The organism is Bacteroides mediterraneensis, from assembly GCF_900128455.1.
Classification (GTDB): Bacteria; Bacteroidota; Bacteroidia; order Bacteroidales; family Bacteroidaceae; genus Phocaeicola; species Phocaeicola mediterraneensis.
In genome coordinates this window covers 387,428-404,644 of the sequence record NZ_LT635783.1, presented here as the reverse complement: position 1 = coordinate 404,644, position 17,217 = coordinate 387,428, and the positions used below count along the sequence as shown (strand labels likewise).

Annotated in this window: 16 protein-coding genes and 2 pseudogenes; 1 reads left to right on the top strand and 17 read right to left on the bottom strand. The window is 41.1% G+C overall.

The window, feature by feature from the left end:
- Positions 1-33 precede the first annotated feature (33 nt).
- From BQ7480_RS01670 to BQ7480_RS01610, 13 genes and pseudogenes are all read right to left on the bottom strand, one after another.
- The gene (locus tag BQ7480_RS01670; RefSeq protein ID WP_235816621.1) at positions 34-1,701 is read right to left on the bottom strand and encodes an O-antigen ligase family protein; all 1,668 of its coding nucleotides are present in this window, start codon (positions 1,699-1,701) and stop codon (positions 34-36) included.
- A 39-nt stretch (positions 1,702-1,740) separates the two neighbouring features.
- On the bottom strand, positions 1,741-2,604 hold the full coding sequence (gene lepB / locus BQ7480_RS01665) for a signal peptidase I (protein WP_072541465.1): 864 nt from the start codon (positions 2,602-2,604) through the stop codon (positions 1,741-1,743).
- A 626-nt stretch (positions 2,605-3,230) separates the two neighbouring features.
- Positions 3,231-3,950, bottom strand: a complete 720-nt coding sequence (locus BQ7480_RS01655; RefSeq protein ID WP_072541463.1) for a hypothetical protein — start codon at positions 3,948-3,950, stop codon at positions 3,231-3,233.
- Positions 3,951-4,082: 132 nt separating this feature from the next.
- The gene (locus BQ7480_RS01650) at positions 4,083-5,129 is read right to left on the bottom strand and encodes a 6-bladed beta-propeller (protein WP_072541462.1); all 1,047 of its coding nucleotides are present in this window, start codon (positions 5,127-5,129) and stop codon (positions 4,083-4,085) included.
- Between the two features lie 11 nt (positions 5,130-5,140).
- A pseudogene (locus tag BQ7480_RS18090) lies at positions 5,141-5,341 on the bottom strand (hypothetical protein); the annotation flags it as partial.
- Between the two features lie 58 nt (positions 5,342-5,399).
- Positions 5,400-5,779: pseudogene (locus BQ7480_RS18085) on the bottom strand (DUF4372 domain-containing protein); the annotation flags it as partial.
- Between the two features lie 298 nt (positions 5,780-6,077).
- A complete protein-coding gene (locus BQ7480_RS01640; RefSeq protein ID WP_072541461.1) occupies positions 6,078-7,151 on the bottom strand; it encodes a BF3164 family lipoprotein in 1,074 nt (357 codons plus the stop codon).
- Between the two features lie 19 nt (positions 7,152-7,170).
- Positions 7,171-7,764: a hypothetical protein gene (locus BQ7480_RS01635; RefSeq protein ID WP_139255686.1), complete on the bottom strand. Its 594-nt coding sequence runs from the start codon at positions 7,762-7,764 to the stop codon at positions 7,171-7,173.
- A gap of 52 nt (positions 7,765-7,816) precedes the next feature.
- The gene (locus tag BQ7480_RS01630) at positions 7,817-8,836 is read right to left on the bottom strand and encodes a BF3164 family lipoprotein (protein WP_072541459.1); all 1,020 of its coding nucleotides are present in this window, start codon (positions 8,834-8,836) and stop codon (positions 7,817-7,819) included.
- Positions 8,837-8,927: 91 nt separating this feature from the next.
- Entirely contained in the window at positions 8,928-10,124 is a 1,197-nt protein-coding gene (locus tag BQ7480_RS01625) for a 6-bladed beta-propeller (protein WP_072541458.1), read from the bottom strand.
- 217 nt (positions 10,125-10,341) lie between these two features.
- Positions 10,342-10,629: an NVEALA domain-containing protein gene (locus BQ7480_RS01620; protein ID WP_072541457.1), complete on the bottom strand. Its 288-nt coding sequence runs from the start codon at positions 10,627-10,629 to the stop codon at positions 10,342-10,344.
- 184 nt (positions 10,630-10,813) lie between these two features.
- Positions 10,814-11,419: a DUF1573 domain-containing protein gene (locus BQ7480_RS01615; RefSeq protein WP_235816619.1), complete on the bottom strand. Its 606-nt coding sequence runs from the start codon at positions 11,417-11,419 to the stop codon at positions 10,814-10,816.
- Between the two features lie 288 nt (positions 11,420-11,707).
- Complete coding sequence (locus tag BQ7480_RS01610; RefSeq protein ID WP_072541455.1) at positions 11,708-11,929, bottom strand: NVEALA domain-containing protein; 222 nt, start codon at positions 11,927-11,929, stop codon at positions 11,708-11,710.
- A 174-nt stretch (positions 11,930-12,103) separates the two neighbouring features.
- Here BQ7480_RS01610 and BQ7480_RS01605 point away from each other — a divergent pair, with 174 nt between their 5' ends.
- Positions 12,104-13,066, top strand: coding sequence for a hypothetical protein (locus tag BQ7480_RS01605; protein WP_072541454.1), 963 nt, complete (start codon positions 12,104-12,106; stop codon positions 13,064-13,066).
- Between the two features lie 194 nt (positions 13,067-13,260).
- Here the strand turns inward: BQ7480_RS01605 and BQ7480_RS01600 are convergent, their stop codons facing one another.
- From BQ7480_RS01600 to BQ7480_RS01580, 4 genes are all read right to left on the bottom strand, one after another.
- Positions 13,261-13,875 (bottom strand): BF3164 family lipoprotein, encoded by a 615-nt coding sequence (locus BQ7480_RS01600; protein ID WP_083581733.1) that lies wholly within the window; start codon positions 13,873-13,875, stop codon positions 13,261-13,263.
- Positions 13,876-13,940: 65 nt separating this feature from the next.
- A complete protein-coding gene (gene istB, locus BQ7480_RS01590) occupies positions 13,941-14,696 on the bottom strand; it encodes an IS21-like element helper ATPase IstB (protein WP_072541451.1) in 756 nt (251 codons plus the stop codon).
- A 29-nt stretch (positions 14,697-14,725) separates the two neighbouring features.
- Positions 14,726-16,288: an IS21 family transposase gene (istA, locus tag BQ7480_RS01585; protein WP_072541450.1), complete on the bottom strand. Its 1,563-nt coding sequence runs from the start codon at positions 16,286-16,288 to the stop codon at positions 14,726-14,728.
- Between the two features lie 320 nt (positions 16,289-16,608).
- Positions 16,609-17,145, bottom strand: coding sequence for a BF3164 family lipoprotein (locus tag BQ7480_RS01580; RefSeq protein ID WP_072541449.1), 537 nt, complete (start codon positions 17,143-17,145; stop codon positions 16,609-16,611).
- Between the last annotated feature and the right edge of the window lie 72 nt (positions 17,146-17,217).

Sequence of the window (17,217 nt, the reverse complement as noted above, 5' to 3'; positions counted from 1 at the left end):
CATAAACCATTAATAAATATCCACTGTTTTAATTTATTGCATGCTTTTATCTTTTAAAATATTCTTCACCTCCTGACGCATTTCCCTTATAGCGGTAGAATTCACCTTAGGTTCAGCGTTAAGCACATATTCTGCCTCCCTGATTAGCTTTACCCTGTCAAAATACTCAGATTCCGCATAAAGCTTTACCAGCAGATAGTGGGGATATACACGCTCCGGCAATCTGCGGGTGGAACGTAGCAGATACATCTCCGCTTTCTCATACTCTCCGCTCTCCTGCGCACTGCGTCCCAGAATATTCAATATCATCGGATCTCCGCTCACCGTCATGGCTTTCAAAAGAACTTTTTCTGCTTTGCCGTAACTTCCGGTTTTGTATAATGCCCTTCCGTACTCAAAACAGAAATCTTTATGCCAGGACATTTTATCATAAAGCTTTCCATATTCTTCCACTGCCGCCCTAAATGCTCCGGAATGATACAGAACCCTGACAGGAATCCACTGGCGAACAGACCGTGTGCGTGCGGAGTACATACCATACCTATTCACCGAAGCTGTTAATCCGGCCACAACAACCGGCAGCAGGATTATCACGGCAACCGATTTGCGTTTTATCTTCACCAGCCCCTCGCCACAAAGCGCCATTACCGTCAGTAACCATACGGAAACAATAGCCGGGATATGGAGCGGATAGGAAAAGCAGGCAAATACCATAAGCGATACAAGGCATCCGCCCATTCCCGCAAGAGATTTACGGCTCCCGGCTATCTTCAACAACACAAGTACTAAAGTTATAAACAATACGGATACCCACACACCATATTCAACTGCAATCTGCAGATATTCATTGAAGGCAAAATCGGGTGTTCCGGCCACCAATGCCTCCGACTCCGAATATTCACAATCAGTGAAGTATCTTTCCTGAGCATCACCGTAAATGGCGGAAAATGTCCTTCCATTTTCTTCACCCCAAGGATTGCCGGTAATGGCCCGGGAAGTTATCTTCCATATCAGCAAACGGCCGTCTGCCGAATCACGTTTCATGAAATACGCACCGGAGGCAAACAGCGCACCGACTAAAAGCACGCCTAATACGGCATATCTGTGTTCCGATACAAACGATTTTACTTTCACACGGTAAACCCTGAGAACCACATATCCGCACGAAATCAGGGAAGCAAACCATGCCGCACGGCTCATGCCCGCCGGAAGCACACAGCATATCAGCAACAGCACACACATCGATAGATAATACTGCACAACCGAAAGACGGTCTTTCTTCCCGTTCAATATTAATATCCGGTACAGGGCTACCGGAAGAACTGCCGCCAGATAGCCTGAATATGGACCCGGGTTATAGAATGTTCCCGTAAGGACAAAAAGCGAATGGTTTGACGGATATATACCTGCAATCTGACCAAGACCATGCAGAGCCTCCACTACCCCGAATCCCATCAGCACCCATTGTACTGTCTCCGACACAATACGGACAGTCCGCTGTGGATTCACAATATATCCGGCAAGCCACAAAGGCAATACAACAGTCATCACGGCAGAAAGCCACATCCACTGCTTTCCCTGAAGGTCGGACGGTAAACTTCCGTCTGTCACCAGCACGGTTCCACTCGTAAGTCCTGCAAGCAGTAGACCTGCCAACCACGGTATGACTCTGCATAACCATTTCCTTAGTTCAACATTCATAATATGCATAGCTCGCTCAAAAAAGTTCCATATTCCTTTTTATTCAATCTTCTTCCATACCCTGTCCCAGCAAATATCGCCCGTATAGCTGTCCACGGATTTCCATATCCTTGAAGCCACCCCCACGATATACTCCTCCGGAAGCAGCCCCCAGTAACGGGAATCCTGTGAGTTCTCCCCACGGTCTCCCGCCACGAAATAATAGTTCTTACGGAACTGGTAAGAAGTTATCACACTGTCGTTCAGCAGTACTGTATCTCCCTTTACATACATCTTCTTCCCTTGTTCCCATTCAATGAGTTTGCGGTACAATACACCACCCGTACGGTCCATCTTCACCACATCCCCCTTGCCGGGAACAAACAGAGGTCCGAACTCCTGTATATTCCAGTCCAGCAGGGAGTCGTATGGGAAACACCTGTACACGCCCTCCGGACAATCCTCGGGACGCGTCAATCCTATGTGCTTCTGTGAGGCTACGTTCCCCAAAGGCATGTCTACACCTTTCACCTTGAACATCCCCTTCCTTATGGAGAGCGTATCTCCGGGCAATCCGATACAGCGCTTGATATAATACTTCATTATGTGCATCTCTATACGGCTCCAGTCGTTTGGATGCGGGAAATTGAAGACTACCACATCATTGCGCTTTATCTTCCTAAATCCCGGCAGACGGTATATTTCAGTCTGTTCCAGATTGAGCGATTTGTTCAAATTAAACAACCGTGCCCCAACGACCGGTTTCAACACCAAAACATAATCGCCCTCTCGGAGTTCAGGCGACATGGAATCACTTGGTATCCGGAAGGATGTAAACACAAACACTTGTGCCAGAATCCACAATAGGAACAAGCATATACACACAAAGGCAATCTTCGTTATTATATCAAACCATTTCTTCATAATCTTACAACCATGATTCACTATTGAACACACCATCCTTCTCAATCCTAACGGATGAGTCATACTCCCTTCCGTCGGTGACATTCAGCTGTAGGGCATTGCCAGGAACATTGCCGTATAACCCATACACTGTCTTTTTTGCAGTGCATGGAATGTCCTTGAAGTCCCCGCCGTTGTCCCAGTAGTATAGCGAGCATGAGTTATGCCTTCATTCCGCACGAACCTGACGGAAACAAGCCTTTCCATGCTTGGCCCTGCAAGGAACGGGTCGCTTATGAATTCCAGCCCTGCTTTCCCGTCAGTCTCTGCTACGGCAAGCAGATTCCTTCCCGTCACTTTCCTGAAGATGTTTTTACCTTCACTTCTCCTTCCCATGGCTACGGGGACCCATTTCCCTGCATTGTTATTGCAAAGATACACAATCCCCCTGAAGCGTCTCCCCTGTTTGTAACGGCAACGCCATACACCTCCATCTCCTGTACGTCCGTCACATTCTCCAACAGGGGTTCTTCAGATAGGTTACAAATCCGTCATCCTTTTCCGGCAGTACGGACATGTACGATTCAAAATGCCTTCTGTACGCCTTTGCCGGCATCAGGTATCTTACTGTAGCCAGCACATGCCTGTTACTCACCGGGCTGAACATCCCCCATTGATAAGTCGTGGAATGTCCCTTCATGTAGCACAGCACACCCCACAAGCCCCCTATCCATCCTTGTCCATACCGTCTGCTGCACCGCAACCGGAACACCCGCCGCTCGCATCACCATTGTGGTGTAGTTGCACAGTGCGTCGCATGTACCCCTTCCCGAAGCCTCCGTCTCCTCCTTCAGTCTTGCATTTACAATCCGGCACGCCTCCATCGTATTTCTCGCCCCTACAGAACCCTGCAGAGCAGTATAACGCTCCATGAGCCTCTCTCTTGCATACGACAGTGGCTCATTCTGCAAGCGGTATGGAAGTATGTACCTGCAGAAGTCCCCGAATGAGACCTCCGAATCCCATGGCTTTTCCCATGCCCTGAATGACATTTCTATGTACCTTATCATGAATTCCGCATCCACGCACCTTATGGCATACTCCGTCCTCCTGTCTATATTCCATCCCGTAGCCACCAGCGAGTCGCAGTGCCTCTTTACGGAAGCCGCCCCTCCAAAGCGTGTTATGTCCGAATAGTATGATTTCCCTTTTTTTGAAACGAATCTCTCGTTTACCGAGAAATGATACTGCATGTTTTCTATGAGGAACCGTGCCGCACGCAGCTTCAGGCATCCTCCCTGTAGTGTGTCCATCACTTTTTCCAGTTCCGTGCGGTTTGTCCTTGCCATTTCGAGTACCTTTTCCATCCGCCTTTCCCTATTGTCCGAGCAGCTGCACAAAACACATAGCCCCCCAAAATCATCATTACGCAAATACGCAGTATTGAATATCTTGATTCCATTCCGATTCCTCCTTAATATAGAAACATGCTCTATATTTTATTTCATTTTAATCCCGAATTTTAATAATTTACCAGGCTTCCCAAAAACAAGGCAACCATCCTTCATGCAGACAAGATTACCGATCGACTCAATTATATTCTTGTCGGCGTAAAGTAATTTGTATGGCTCTTTCTCGGGATATCTGAATAACATTATATAACATTTTTCTTTACAGAAGAAAGAAATGGCAAAATCATTGCCGTCAGAAACGATATTTGTGGAATAAATCTTCCCTTCGTCTACAATTCTGCGCATAAGTTCCAATGGGTTACTTTTGTCAACTCCAGAAAAATCCGGCCATAAGTCTCCGAAATTCAAATCACAAAACACTTCGGCCTTTCCATCATAACATTTGTATATCCTAGGTTCAACAGCCGGCAAATAAAGTACAGTGTCATTTGCAATTCCGGCAAAGACATTATAACTGGCAAATGTTACATTTTCTATTTCACTTGGTACAGGCAATACAGTCTTTTTCTTTTCATCCTTTTCATATACTAGCTTGTTCTTGTTTTCTCCATAAGCTACATTGCCTCTATCATACCACACGCCGCCTTCTTTGCTCTCTTCCTGGTAAAAATGACTTGATTGTTTTTCTGCATCTTTTTTGTATAGGAACGAAAGATTCTTATCTAGAAACAGTCTTTGTGATTCAGAATATGTATCCAGAAGTATTATTCCCGATGATGTGACATTAAAATCTACAACCCTGACAAATTCACCGGGACCGTTTCCTCTATTTGTAAATGAGTTGATAAGAAGCCCTTCAGAGTCATATTGATAAAGCCCCGGATCTTTCCATGAGTCTAGAACCAGAATAGAATTCCCTGTCCATTTTACCTTTGTCATATCACCTGGGAAATGTTCCGACAGAGAATCATTTAAGCACATTACTTCTACAGAGGATGTTTCTTCCTTCAAAGAAATTGCATTGCCTAGGTCTACATCAACTGTATATGAACTTTTTTTAGTTTGTACATTAGTACATGATGCTATAATAGAAATTAATATAACACCGGTAATTTTAAATAAGTGCATTTTCATATATTCTTACATTAGTGTCCCGTTAAAATGGGACGAGTTAAACAATTAATCAAATAGCCCGGAATCAGGGGATCATTTAGATCTTTGACATCATTGAAATTGGTCTTGTCGAACAGGTCACGCAAGTGGGTTTTGTCAGTCAATGATATGCTGAAAATTTGCATAACTTCATAGGTTGAGCGTTTCAACTTCATATCATGCTGGACGATTGAAGACATTGTTGTAGAATCGTGCTTTGATGCCTCCTTTCTTCCCTCGGAACTTCGCCTATGGAAATGTGGCTAGACATAACGGAATCGTTGTTGAATCAAACGCATATTTCTTTCCAGAAATGTCAAGGATGTTGGTCGTCCACTTCTCGCAGGCTTCCTTCATCATATATGGTTGGCTGTCGCAAGAGTTGTCTTGGCTATCGGTTCACGACCTACCCCAAGATGATATTGCTTGGCCCTATGCGCTTCGAAAGCAACGATTAAGTCTCGCAGATTCTCACGGTTACTCAGTTGCCCAAACATCATTGCAAACTTCTGATTCCAGCAAGTGAAATGTTTCACATATCGGTTGCCATCATACTTGCGAACATAGTTGTTGAACTGAGTCCTGTTCAGAAAAGCGGTTAATTGAGAGAATACGTATTTGTCTTGGAACATAGCAGCCATTTGTATTAGACTGCAAAGTTGCAAAATCAATCCCGTTTCATTTCAAAAAACCGTGTAATTGACTATGTTTCAATAATTTCAAAGAACTATTTATCCACTTTTACGGGACAGTCGTGCTCTTAGTTTTAATCTACTATAAGGCGCTCAGCTTTATATTTCACTGTCAGAACGGCACTTTCACCGGGCAGTCTCTTATCCTAATACAAAAACTAAAAAAAATCTTTTTCACACGCACTTTCATAATTAAATATACCAAAACTATTTCTGTTTTCTCAAATGTGTTCTGTCATTAAAAAGCATACTTTACCAAATGATATTCAGGCACAAAGCTCAGGCCATATAAAGTCCTGTTTGTTTCATCTATTGCAAATGTAAACACAGGCACAGGAAGCTTATAGGCCTTATCAGGAGTTCCGTCCAAGTTGAAAGACAGCAAGGTATCCAGCAGGTAAGCATCCGCAGACTGACCCTCGTGGTACACCCTACCAGAATATAATACGTAGATCTTTCCACCCGAATAAAGAGGGCAGAAATATGCATCACGCGTTTCTCCGGAAACAGAACTTACTTTCTGAAGACCCTCTTCACTGGAAAGTTCCCTTACAGCAGGAAAAAAATGGTCAGGACCATGCAGACGCTTAACCAGCCTCCCTTCATAATCATAAATTTCTATCAGGTCTGTCGATTTATAGAAAAGCCAGATATGACTGTTCGACGGATCAACCGCCATCTCACAGGCGTAACCTTCCATTTGCTCCAAAGGAGACAGTTCGGTTCCAAAGGTAGGGTACATTCCTGTGGTCTGCCGCGAGGTGCCATCCGCAGCAAAGAAAGTCAGACGCTTATGTTCTGTATTCAAGACGGTCGTGACAAACTGTGGACGGCCGGACAAGAAAACGACATCACTGAACGGCTCCTCCAACCGGACCTTTCGTCCCGACGGGAAATGAAACGCATTGCAGGCTGAATCTTTAGGATAGAACATGACACTCCCTCCCATCAGGTCGGAAATTCCGAACAACGAATCCATTGCCTGCATACGATAAGCGTTCAACAGTTCCTGTGGACCATTCCCCATTGAAATGCAAGCCTCTCCTATAGGAGTAAGCCGGGGCAGCCTGAATCTTTGGATAAAGCCGTCACCTTTTCGATTCTGGACAAACAAGGTCGAATCCACGCACAAGATGCGCAACGGCATTGACAGAAAACAGTCATGCGGCAGTTTCAATGTATCGCCACATTCCACCGGCTGAAAATCGGACCAGGAAAATGACGTGGCATTATCATACGACATCCGGTGTCCGCAAGCGGATGCCAGACAGCAGATTATCACAAACAAGCAACTCTTTCCTAAATGCATCATATTATAAACAGTGAAACGATTAATAGCGATAACAAACGATAAAAAAACGGGGCAGCTTTTTCAGCGCTTCAGATTCCGGCGTATATTTGTCCGGCAGTTTCCCCCCCTTCAACAACTTGCTCAGCTGCTTCTTACATACACCTTTCTCGTCGTCCTCGTAAATCAGGAAAAGTGGACAGGTGAACGATGTGCCAATGTTTGAATTTCCTTCATACTGTACATAATCAAACTTCTTTTCCGTATTCTTCTTTTTATACCACATGGAGGTACCGACATAAGTAAACAATTGGAATTCTTTCCCTCCCTTAAAGTCCAAAAACTGGACGAATTCCATACGGTCACCTTCATTGACCTTACCGCCGATGATTTTATCATCCAACAAATCCTTCACGTAAACTCCCTGCCGGTATTCCTTCAATTCGAGAGAAAAATCGCCATTCCTTCTGATGGGTATGTCAAGCTTGTATTTCAAGGCCAGTTCACTTGGGGCCGGAGCAAGTTTACTCCCTGCTGAAGTGGTAATCGTAGTAACCCCATAAGGCTTTTTCCGTACCTGAGCCGTCATAAAAAAAGGAACCAGCCCAAACAACACTAAAAATAAAACGTTCTTCATAAATTAAGATATTTAGCTATAGCTCATTTATAAATTAACCAACAACACATAATTATATTTCAACGCGATAGAGATATAAAGAAAATCCCTCTGAACGAGAATATGTCAGTGCATACAGTTCGGACGGAGTACCTGAATAGCAAGACAACTTGAAAATCTGCCTGTCTGTCTTATACTGTGCCAATCCTTTGCCGTTCCAGTCAAATATTGAAATATTATATAGGTTGTTAGGGTCTGAATCACCTATCAATACACTGTAAATCACATCGTCAGTGGCACACATTGCAGAAAATCCATACTTCATATCTGTAGCCGGAACCAACTCTCCTGCCTTAAAAGAAACCAAAGGTTCATAAAACCGATAAACGCCTGACAATGATATGGAAGTTGAAGATAAGTCAAATGTTTCCAATACCCCTCCATACAATGTTCCTGTTGCCATTTTATTTTTAGACGGAGAAAAACATACATTAGGTGAAAGAAAAGCCTTCTTCATGTCCTCGTTTTCAACAGGGAAATCATTGTACTGAGAAACTACAGAATTCCCATCATACAGCTGAAAACGTTTCTGGCCTGTCTTTTCAACTCCCAACTGCCCATCTACAAGATACTGACCACCCAATTCCCATGCTCTACGGACTATACCGCTACAGGAGGAAAAATTGACATCATCGACAAACGAGACCTGCAAGCTGTCATCCTCATTGTTGACAGAATAATTAAACAGTTTTTTTTGAGACTGGTCATATATTTGCAGATTATCTCCATCAACCATCAGAGACAAAGCCGTATGAATTTCACCCGGACCTTGCCCTGCATGAACAGTGCTGCCCAAATACCTTCCATCATGTTTGTCATATACATGCAACCATTTGCCCTCCGACAGTGCCAGTATATAGACATAGCGGCTGTCAACTGCCATATCATAAGCATAACTTATCATCAAGTCATCGGAAAGGCATTTACCAGTTATCTCATGTTCTTCAATAAACTGAGGTTCATTATAGGTCTTCGCCGATGAACACGAACAAAGAGAAACTATCAGCATTGCTTTTAAGACATTACTTTTCATAGGGTTCTATTTCTATTATTTTTTTAATCTACACCTTTTCAAAGACATCGTTTAATCCTCATAATATGATGCTGTTTCACTGTGATTCATATCATAATCTTTTTTTCAATACATATCTTACTACTATAGGGTTATCATCATCTTTCACACGGTCAAGTTTCTTCAATTCATTCCCATCCAACAGAGATTTGTCTATATATTTATCCATTTCATAAGGGTAAATGATTGTATACAATGAATTCTTATCTAAATAAAAACAGAAATTAAGACACACAGGATGCTTATTTGAATGAAGAATTGACTTTTTAGACTTTCTGTCATATATTACGGTCTCTCTAACTCCATTATTAATCATATAAAAATATAAGTATGAATTATTCATCTGCTTTATCACAGGTATAGGAGTATCAGATTGAAGAAGATAATTATTTACCTTTTCCATAACAGCAAAGGATTTCTTCAGACTTTCTTCATCTGACTTCCGGTCGGACATATCACCAAAACGTTTCTCCAAATCCTCTTTATTAATATTTTCTCCAAATGAATAGCTAATATACTTGCTTAACTTACAAGAATCTTCATCAATACGATATATGTTATAGTCAAGACATACTGGAAGAAAATAAAGTTCTCCATTCAATCGCACAAAAGGATTATGATTCATTGTAAGCGTACTGATAAAATCGGCAGTATAATCTTCCACGGAAATGATGCTTTGTCGAGTATAGTCACAAAAACACATTACGGCATCTTTCTCCCCCAGCAAAGTAGGCAATAAAATATAAGAATCATCGCTCAGAGGATAAAAACGAGAGAATGTATGGATACTCTTCTCCTGCAAATCTCTTTTTCCAAGAAAATTAAAGGATAAATCATACGAGTATATACTACCGAACGGACTTAATATCTCTATACTTTTGTTATATGGATTATAAACAGCATCAACCAGAATATTATATTGATCGGGGCCATCTCCCCGGCACTTACGGGAGCTGGATATAAAATCCCCCTCTTTTGTAAACAGGTACACTGTTTGTCTCTTGTCAACTATCAGGTATCCGCCAAAATCATCATAAAACTCTATTTTATGATATTGGTCTATGAGATTCATACTGTCGGTCTCAAGGGGAATTATCTCTATTCTGTCAATGAAATTCCCCATAGGCAAATCTTCATTTTCAGAATAGTATATATTTGTTTTATTCCCATGTGATTCCCTTTCTGTACAAGATATTGCAAATACAAGAATTATCAATATAAAACCATGAATATGTACTAAGTTCTTCATTTTATCATAATTTTTATTATTTATGTTGGTCAGGGATTTAAATTAAACTCCTGACCAACAGTCCAAAACAATAATGTTGTGTAGATTTCAGCACCTTTAAATTGTTACACTTTTTACAAAACAAATCGAATCATAAACACTTGTTTTATAATCATTCTCAAAGAATAAAATAGGAATAACATATGCTTATAATAATTTTCTGCTCTACATTATAAGATTAATTACATAAACTTGAACAGCTAGTCCAAGTATACCCAACAAACTGACAAGCATAATCATGTGCTTCACCAACAAAACACAGCATTCCTGTTTTCATCCAGCAAGGACCACTGTTTCGTCCACAAATAATTTCAACTCCTCCAGATTCATAATCTTGTGCTAAAGCTTCCACATTAGCCAAAGCCAAATCAGACAGTTCAAATTTTTGCTGTGAAGCATATATGTTATACCCTGCAACCAAAGCAAATGCAGTTGCAAAAAATATTGTGAAAATGTTCTTTTTCATTTTTAATTGAGTTTTTGATAATTATTAATAATTCCTACAAAATAATAAATTTAACACGCTTAAGATAGATTTAACTTTACATAATAGATACCTCCCTTATTTTAATAGGTTTAACATTGAGTTGGATATGGATACAAACGTTTGCTAGACATTAGGTTTCATATCTTCACTCTTTTTTTATCTCTCACTTTCTGACTGTTCCCCAGAAATCCAGTGTAACGGATTTTTTTGGAATATTTCCATATATAGTTATGGTTCGCCAGAAATCTCCGGGCTCTTCTGCCTTGTATTCAATCGTCATTGCAGCTTTCCTTCCGGGTGGTATCTCATCCCAGTCGTATTCCGCAGTCATGCAGTCGCATGAAGTTGTTGTGCCCTTTATTCGGAACACTTCCTTTCCGGTATTCCTCAGGATAATCTTCCTGCTTGCAGTCATGTTTTCTCCTACCACGCCATAGTGATATTCTGTAGAATCTGCCTCAATTGTAGTGACTGACAGTGGAACGACTTCTATTCCGGCTATTTCCTTCAGGTAAAGGTCCTTTACGGACAGGTTGTGGATGGGGTTTCCTATCACCTTCACACGGTTTTCAGAATCTATAAGGAATGTCTGGAACATCATTTCCTCAGGAAAACGGTTCAATTTTTTGAAAATGTCTTCTGTATCTATACATACAGGATACGAAAAATTATCTCGTTTCAAGATGTATCTCAATTCACGCTCATCCTTTGTCTGGAAGAAGAATATAAACGGGACATTTCCGTCACTAAGCGAATCCACTTCGTGCATAAAATCCTTCCATCTTGGTAGCTGAAGCTTGCAACTGATACATCCGGCAGAATCGACAAAGACTACTACCTTGTAGTCGGTTTTTGGAATCCTATAAGGAACCGTATCTGTGACGAAACGCGTGAACACCGGATTATCGGGGAAACGGATTTCCTTGTTATTCCATTCCTTAACTAAAACTTCAATGTCATGTTTCTTATCATCTGTGCAAGAAAAAAGAAACAAAGAAGAAAATAAGATAAAAACAAGCTTTCTCATTTACAGTTTGAAATTATGATTTTAGTACGGTTAATAATCTAAACTCAAACCTTCTACTTTAAATTCAACTTTCATACCATGACAATCAATGTCACCTTCACCATAGCAAAAATAATTAACCCCTTCATTATTGGCTAATGCTTCTACATTACTCAAAAAAAGTTGATCCATCCCTAACTTCAATTCATTACCTTGCTGCGCATCAAAACAGATACATAATACTGCTAAAATTAAAAATAACAATGCTTTCATAACATTTAAAATCTTTGTATATTTGTGACAAATGTAGATAATAAATGACGAAAAAATGCTGAAAATTTTCTGAATAAAATTATAACTACCTGTATATCTATTATTTAATCATATAAAATTTCAGGAAGATTTCTAATTTGTTTCAGATTATTTTCAGAAAGCAAGACTCAAATCATGAAATGGACTAAACCAAAACGTATCTTTGCATATACTACATACGCACTAATAACAATTATTGTAATCTGCGTAAATTTCAATACAAAAAAGATAAATATTACCGAAAGCGCTAAAAATGCTTTCGCAAATGCCATCAACAAGGAAAAGGATCTGTATATCTCACAGATTAACGTACAGTATCATCAAAAGAATTCTCCAAATGAAATAAGAGGTGAAGAAAAGAAAAACTGGAGTGATCAGGCCTATTTTATTGCAAAAGACTCAGAAAGAAATCATTTAAACAGTTTGTTCAGAGATGAAATGCATAAAATAAACAAATACACTAATACAGCCATTGGATATTCATACAACGGGAAAAAGTATAATTCACGCGATGAAAAGTTTATCAGTAAAGCTACACTTGTACAGGAATATAAATTTAGAAAAGACTATAACAACAAATCTGATATAATATTACAGGCTTATATATATACCCCAGCGTATGTACTTTTACTGAATAATATAAATACATATATTCTATTTGCTGTAATGCTCATTCCGATAACCTGCTACATAATCTATAATAATAGAAACAAAAAAGAAAATCTCTCAAAAGGGATAAATAATGAGGATGGAAACCTTATAAAACAAAGAAAATACCAATCAACTAAATGGATTGAGATTCATGAAGGATATTACTGGGACAATAATCACAATACTTTAAGATACAACAACACACAAGTTATTCTAAGCGGCTATAATATAAAAATTTTCCGTAAGTTTATTTCAAAGGAGGATTTCTTCTTATCACATGCTGACATATCCAAACTATATGAAAAAGTAGAAAGTGTAGAAACAAAAGATCGGGCTTATCACTTAATTAAATCACTAAAAGAATGTATCGCAATTTTGGACATCAATGTTGTATCCATTAGAGGAAAAGGTTACAAATTAGTCTTTAATTATGATTCATGCCAATAAAAGTCAGGATAACTCTATCCAACTCAGTAAATTTTCATACGAATTACAGAGCCTTATCTGATATTCTTAGAAATATCAGATAAGGCTCTTAATAAATGTTCTCCCTATGAATTGTAACAGTATACATCAAAAACTCTTATTGTAAGAAAGGCCGAAGAGAAGTTATTTATGTCTCTTTATCTTCATCTGCAATTTTATGGACATTTATATGAATACAAAGGAATATCTTTATCATTGCCTACAATATAGATATTACCTCTTATAAACTCAATACCAAAAGCTGAACATTCTGTTGACATTTTTTTCAGTGGATAGCCATCAAGGCCGAATACATAAATATTATTACCTCCGGCTGAAAGTTTCCTGCCTGATCGCAACGAATTGATACGGTCTTTGAATGGTGTACCATCAAAAATAGCATATATACATGAATCTGAAACCACCACATCATTAAAGCCTTTAATACCTTTTGGCATGGCTTCACTAGCTAAGACGGAAAACACTGGCTCACCTCCCGGACCATAATAGACCTTGTGCTCTCCGGTCTTTAGATTAAACAACTCGACAACCTCACCAAGTTGTGTTACAATTGCTAGCACACCATTCTTCGGATTATAATCCATAAAACTGCGCCATGCCTGAGATAGAGCTGGCTTATCGGAATCATCAACATCCTTTTCACTCGGTACATGGCCAACACTTTGAATGATTTTCCCATGTTGGTCAAGTACATGATAACGGTAATTGCCAGTATAATCTGTTACCAGAAATCCCTCTGCGGTCTTACAGAAGTGCTGAAAACGGTTGATATCCGTTCACCCAAAACGGTGATATCCGTTCACTTTTCATACTCTTTACCTATGGCGATGCAAATTTATTGATTTTCGTCTGTAACGTTGCAGTTTTGATGTCTTTTTTGACGTAAACTGCTGCCTTGTAGCTCGAAGCGCACACTTGTGTGTACCAACCTGTCTAATATTGCATCAGCTGCAGTCGTGTTGCCTTTCATCACATCGTACCAGTTGGCAACCGGCAGTTGTGATATGATGATCGTAGCTTTTTGTCCATGGCGGTCTTCTATAATCTCCATAAAGTCAAGTAACTGTTGTCCGTCAAGAACTTTCATGCCGAAGTCGTCCAGTATAAGCAGGTCAGTCTGTGCCAGCTTGGCGAAGAAACGATGCAGGGTACTGGATATACGGGCAAGGCTTATTTCCTCGAAGAGCCTGTACAGGTTATAATAAGCAACCTTATATCCGTTCATGCAGGCCTGATGACCAAACGCTGTACCCAACCAGCTTTTACCGGTACCGGCAGCACCCGTAATAAGTATGGATACCCCGTTTTTCACATAGTCACAAGTGGCGAGATTAAGCACTTTCTGCTTGTCCACGCCACGCTTGCTGTCATAGATAACTTCGCTTATGGATGCCTGATAACGGAAGTGTGCTTTTTTTATCAGACGGGCATTCCGGCTTTGATTCCGGTTATCCAGTTCAGCCTGTATAAGCAGTTGCAGACCGTCTTTCAAGGAGAGCGACTCTGCCTGTCGCGTCTCCTGCATGGTAGCCCAGTAATGGGCCATTCCAGGCATCTTAAGGTTTCTTAGAGCATTGATAATTTCATCCATCGTTATTTGTTTTGAGTGTTAGAAGTCTGTCATTTGAACTGTGATTTTCCACGGATATTACAGTGCTGCGGAGGAGCAAAGGAAGATGAAGGCTGCCCTACACCGGCACACTTGCTCTCTACCAGCGAACGGATAAAGCGGTAGCTGCATCTGTCTACATCCAAGGCTGTCTCGCAGGCTTTCTGGAAGACGGCCGGATCACTGCTCCTTTGCAGGTTTAGAAGCCCGTCGCAGGTCTTGTAATGAGTCTCCGGAGGCATTGTGGAAGAATAAAATATGCGGCGGATTACATCTCCAAGTATGCCGGATGCACGCTCGGCACGCTCTATGTATGATTTTGCGCTCATCCCTCTGTATTCCAGGGAGTTGCTTGCAAGATGCTCCTTTACGATAGTATACTTTCCCCTGTTGTAATCACGTAGGTGAGTGGCTACAAGCTCACCGTCCACATATACTTTTACCAGTGTGCGTGTATATGCGACATGTGCGGTTTTGGATATATACTGATACGGTACTGTATAATAGTGCTGGTCACGTCCAAGATAGATACAGCAGTTGGTTGACACCTTCAAATCGGTATATGACACAATCTCAAAATCTCTGTCAGGCAGTGGCATAAGATTTGGCTTGTCTACGGCAAGGAACCGTTCCTCACGCGTGTAAGGATGCTTTTGCATGCGTTTCTGGTTGTGCGCTTTCATTTTGAGTGAGGCTGCCCGGTTAAGCTCTTCCAGTGAATGGAAGGTTTCATTGCGGAGTTCGGCAAACACACGCATATAGACAAGCCTCACGGTCCCTTCCACGTTGCTTTTATCTTTTGGGTGTGCGGGACGTGCCGGTATGATGACCGTGCCATAATGATTGGCCATATCCTCCATTACACGGTTAAGCGAAGGCTCATATCTGTCTGTCTTGACAACGGCAGCTTTAAGGTTGTCAGGGACAAGCATCTTTGGTACGCCGCCAAGATGTTTCAGGCACTGCGTTATGGCATATACAAAGTCTTCTGTACGCTGTGAACGTACGAAGAGGATATAACCGTAGTCGCTTGCAGGCAGAGTGGCTACAAAAGCCTGACACTGGACGACCTCACCGGTTTCCATGTCAACGTATCCCATAGTATCACCGGCAAAATCGAGGAAAAGCTTTTCGCCGCCCGTACGCATGTCGGCAAGTATGGTGGATGGCGACTCCTTCCTGGCCTCTGTGTTCTGATTGTAATGAAAACGGAACTGTGTCAGGCTGTAGTGGTCATCCGGATGCTCATTACGGTATTCCTCCCAAAGCAGCTTCAGCGTGACATGCTTGCGCTTCATCTCCTCCTGAAGATATGGAAGAAGGGCTTTGAATGTTTCAAAACGCTTGTCGCTATATGCAGGATTGCCGCCCTTGAGACGGTGCTCAAGAATGGGATCATCCAACCTGATAAGTTCATCAAGGCTCAGGCTGTCAGCGTTGACCTTGTTCATGTAGTTGTTCACTGTCTCCTTGTTCATGCCGATTATATCGGCAGCCTTGCGGTTGGAGATTCCGCTCTTCTTTAGTAGAAGAAGTTGTTTGATCTGGCTCATATTCTTACTTTTTCCTGCCATAGTCGTATTGTATGAAGATTGTTTTCTGCATACAAGATACGGGAAAAGAGTAGCAAGTGAACGGACATGCTCCGTTTTTTATGCAGGCATTGTCGTTTCTGTGAGAAGGTGAACGGATATGCTCCGTTTTTCGAATGTAAACAACTGATTATTGTATCATTACATTCTTATCTCTGAACGGATATACTCCGATTTCTGTATACTAAAACGGACATTTTATCGTAATCCAAAACCACTGAACGGATATGCTCCGTTTTTTATGGCGTTTTGTGGCGTTTTTAGCTGAAATGAACGGATATACTCCGTTTTTCAGGCACTTTTCAAGGCCAATTTAGCGGTAAAACTGGATGGATTAAGCCGTTCAGAGTGGGTGGGGATGCTCCGTTTTCGGCACAGAAGTCCAAAGTACGTATGAGTCTGTCATCCAAAGATATTTCTTCCGCGCGTTCCGCATTACAATTTGATATTCGCCAGCGTGTTATCTGACGACGGTTAGAGTCAAGAACCCAAACGGAGTCAGGAGAACAGATTCTAACGCGTTCGGCAGAAAGTATCTCTTCCGGTCCTTCTCCGCGCCTACCGAATGAAGTGACATATCTCCACTCCGGATAGGTGAATGCATGGAGAAAGCAACTGTCAGGATGCAGGTCGAGAACAACCGCAAGACTATCCATTATTTCCACCCGGTAAGGATAGCGTAAAAAAATATCGTCGCAATCTATCTCTTCTGCCAATACAAGCTTCCTATTCACTGGAAAGTCAGCATAACGCTGATACTTGTTTTCAACACTGAAACTACAATCATAAAATAAGACCGATAAAACAGCAAGAACAATATAAATAAATATGCTTTTCATAAATCCTGACATTTTTTGATATGACAAAGATAACTGTTTATTAAACCAGCCTACCTCGTCCTGCTTCAAAAT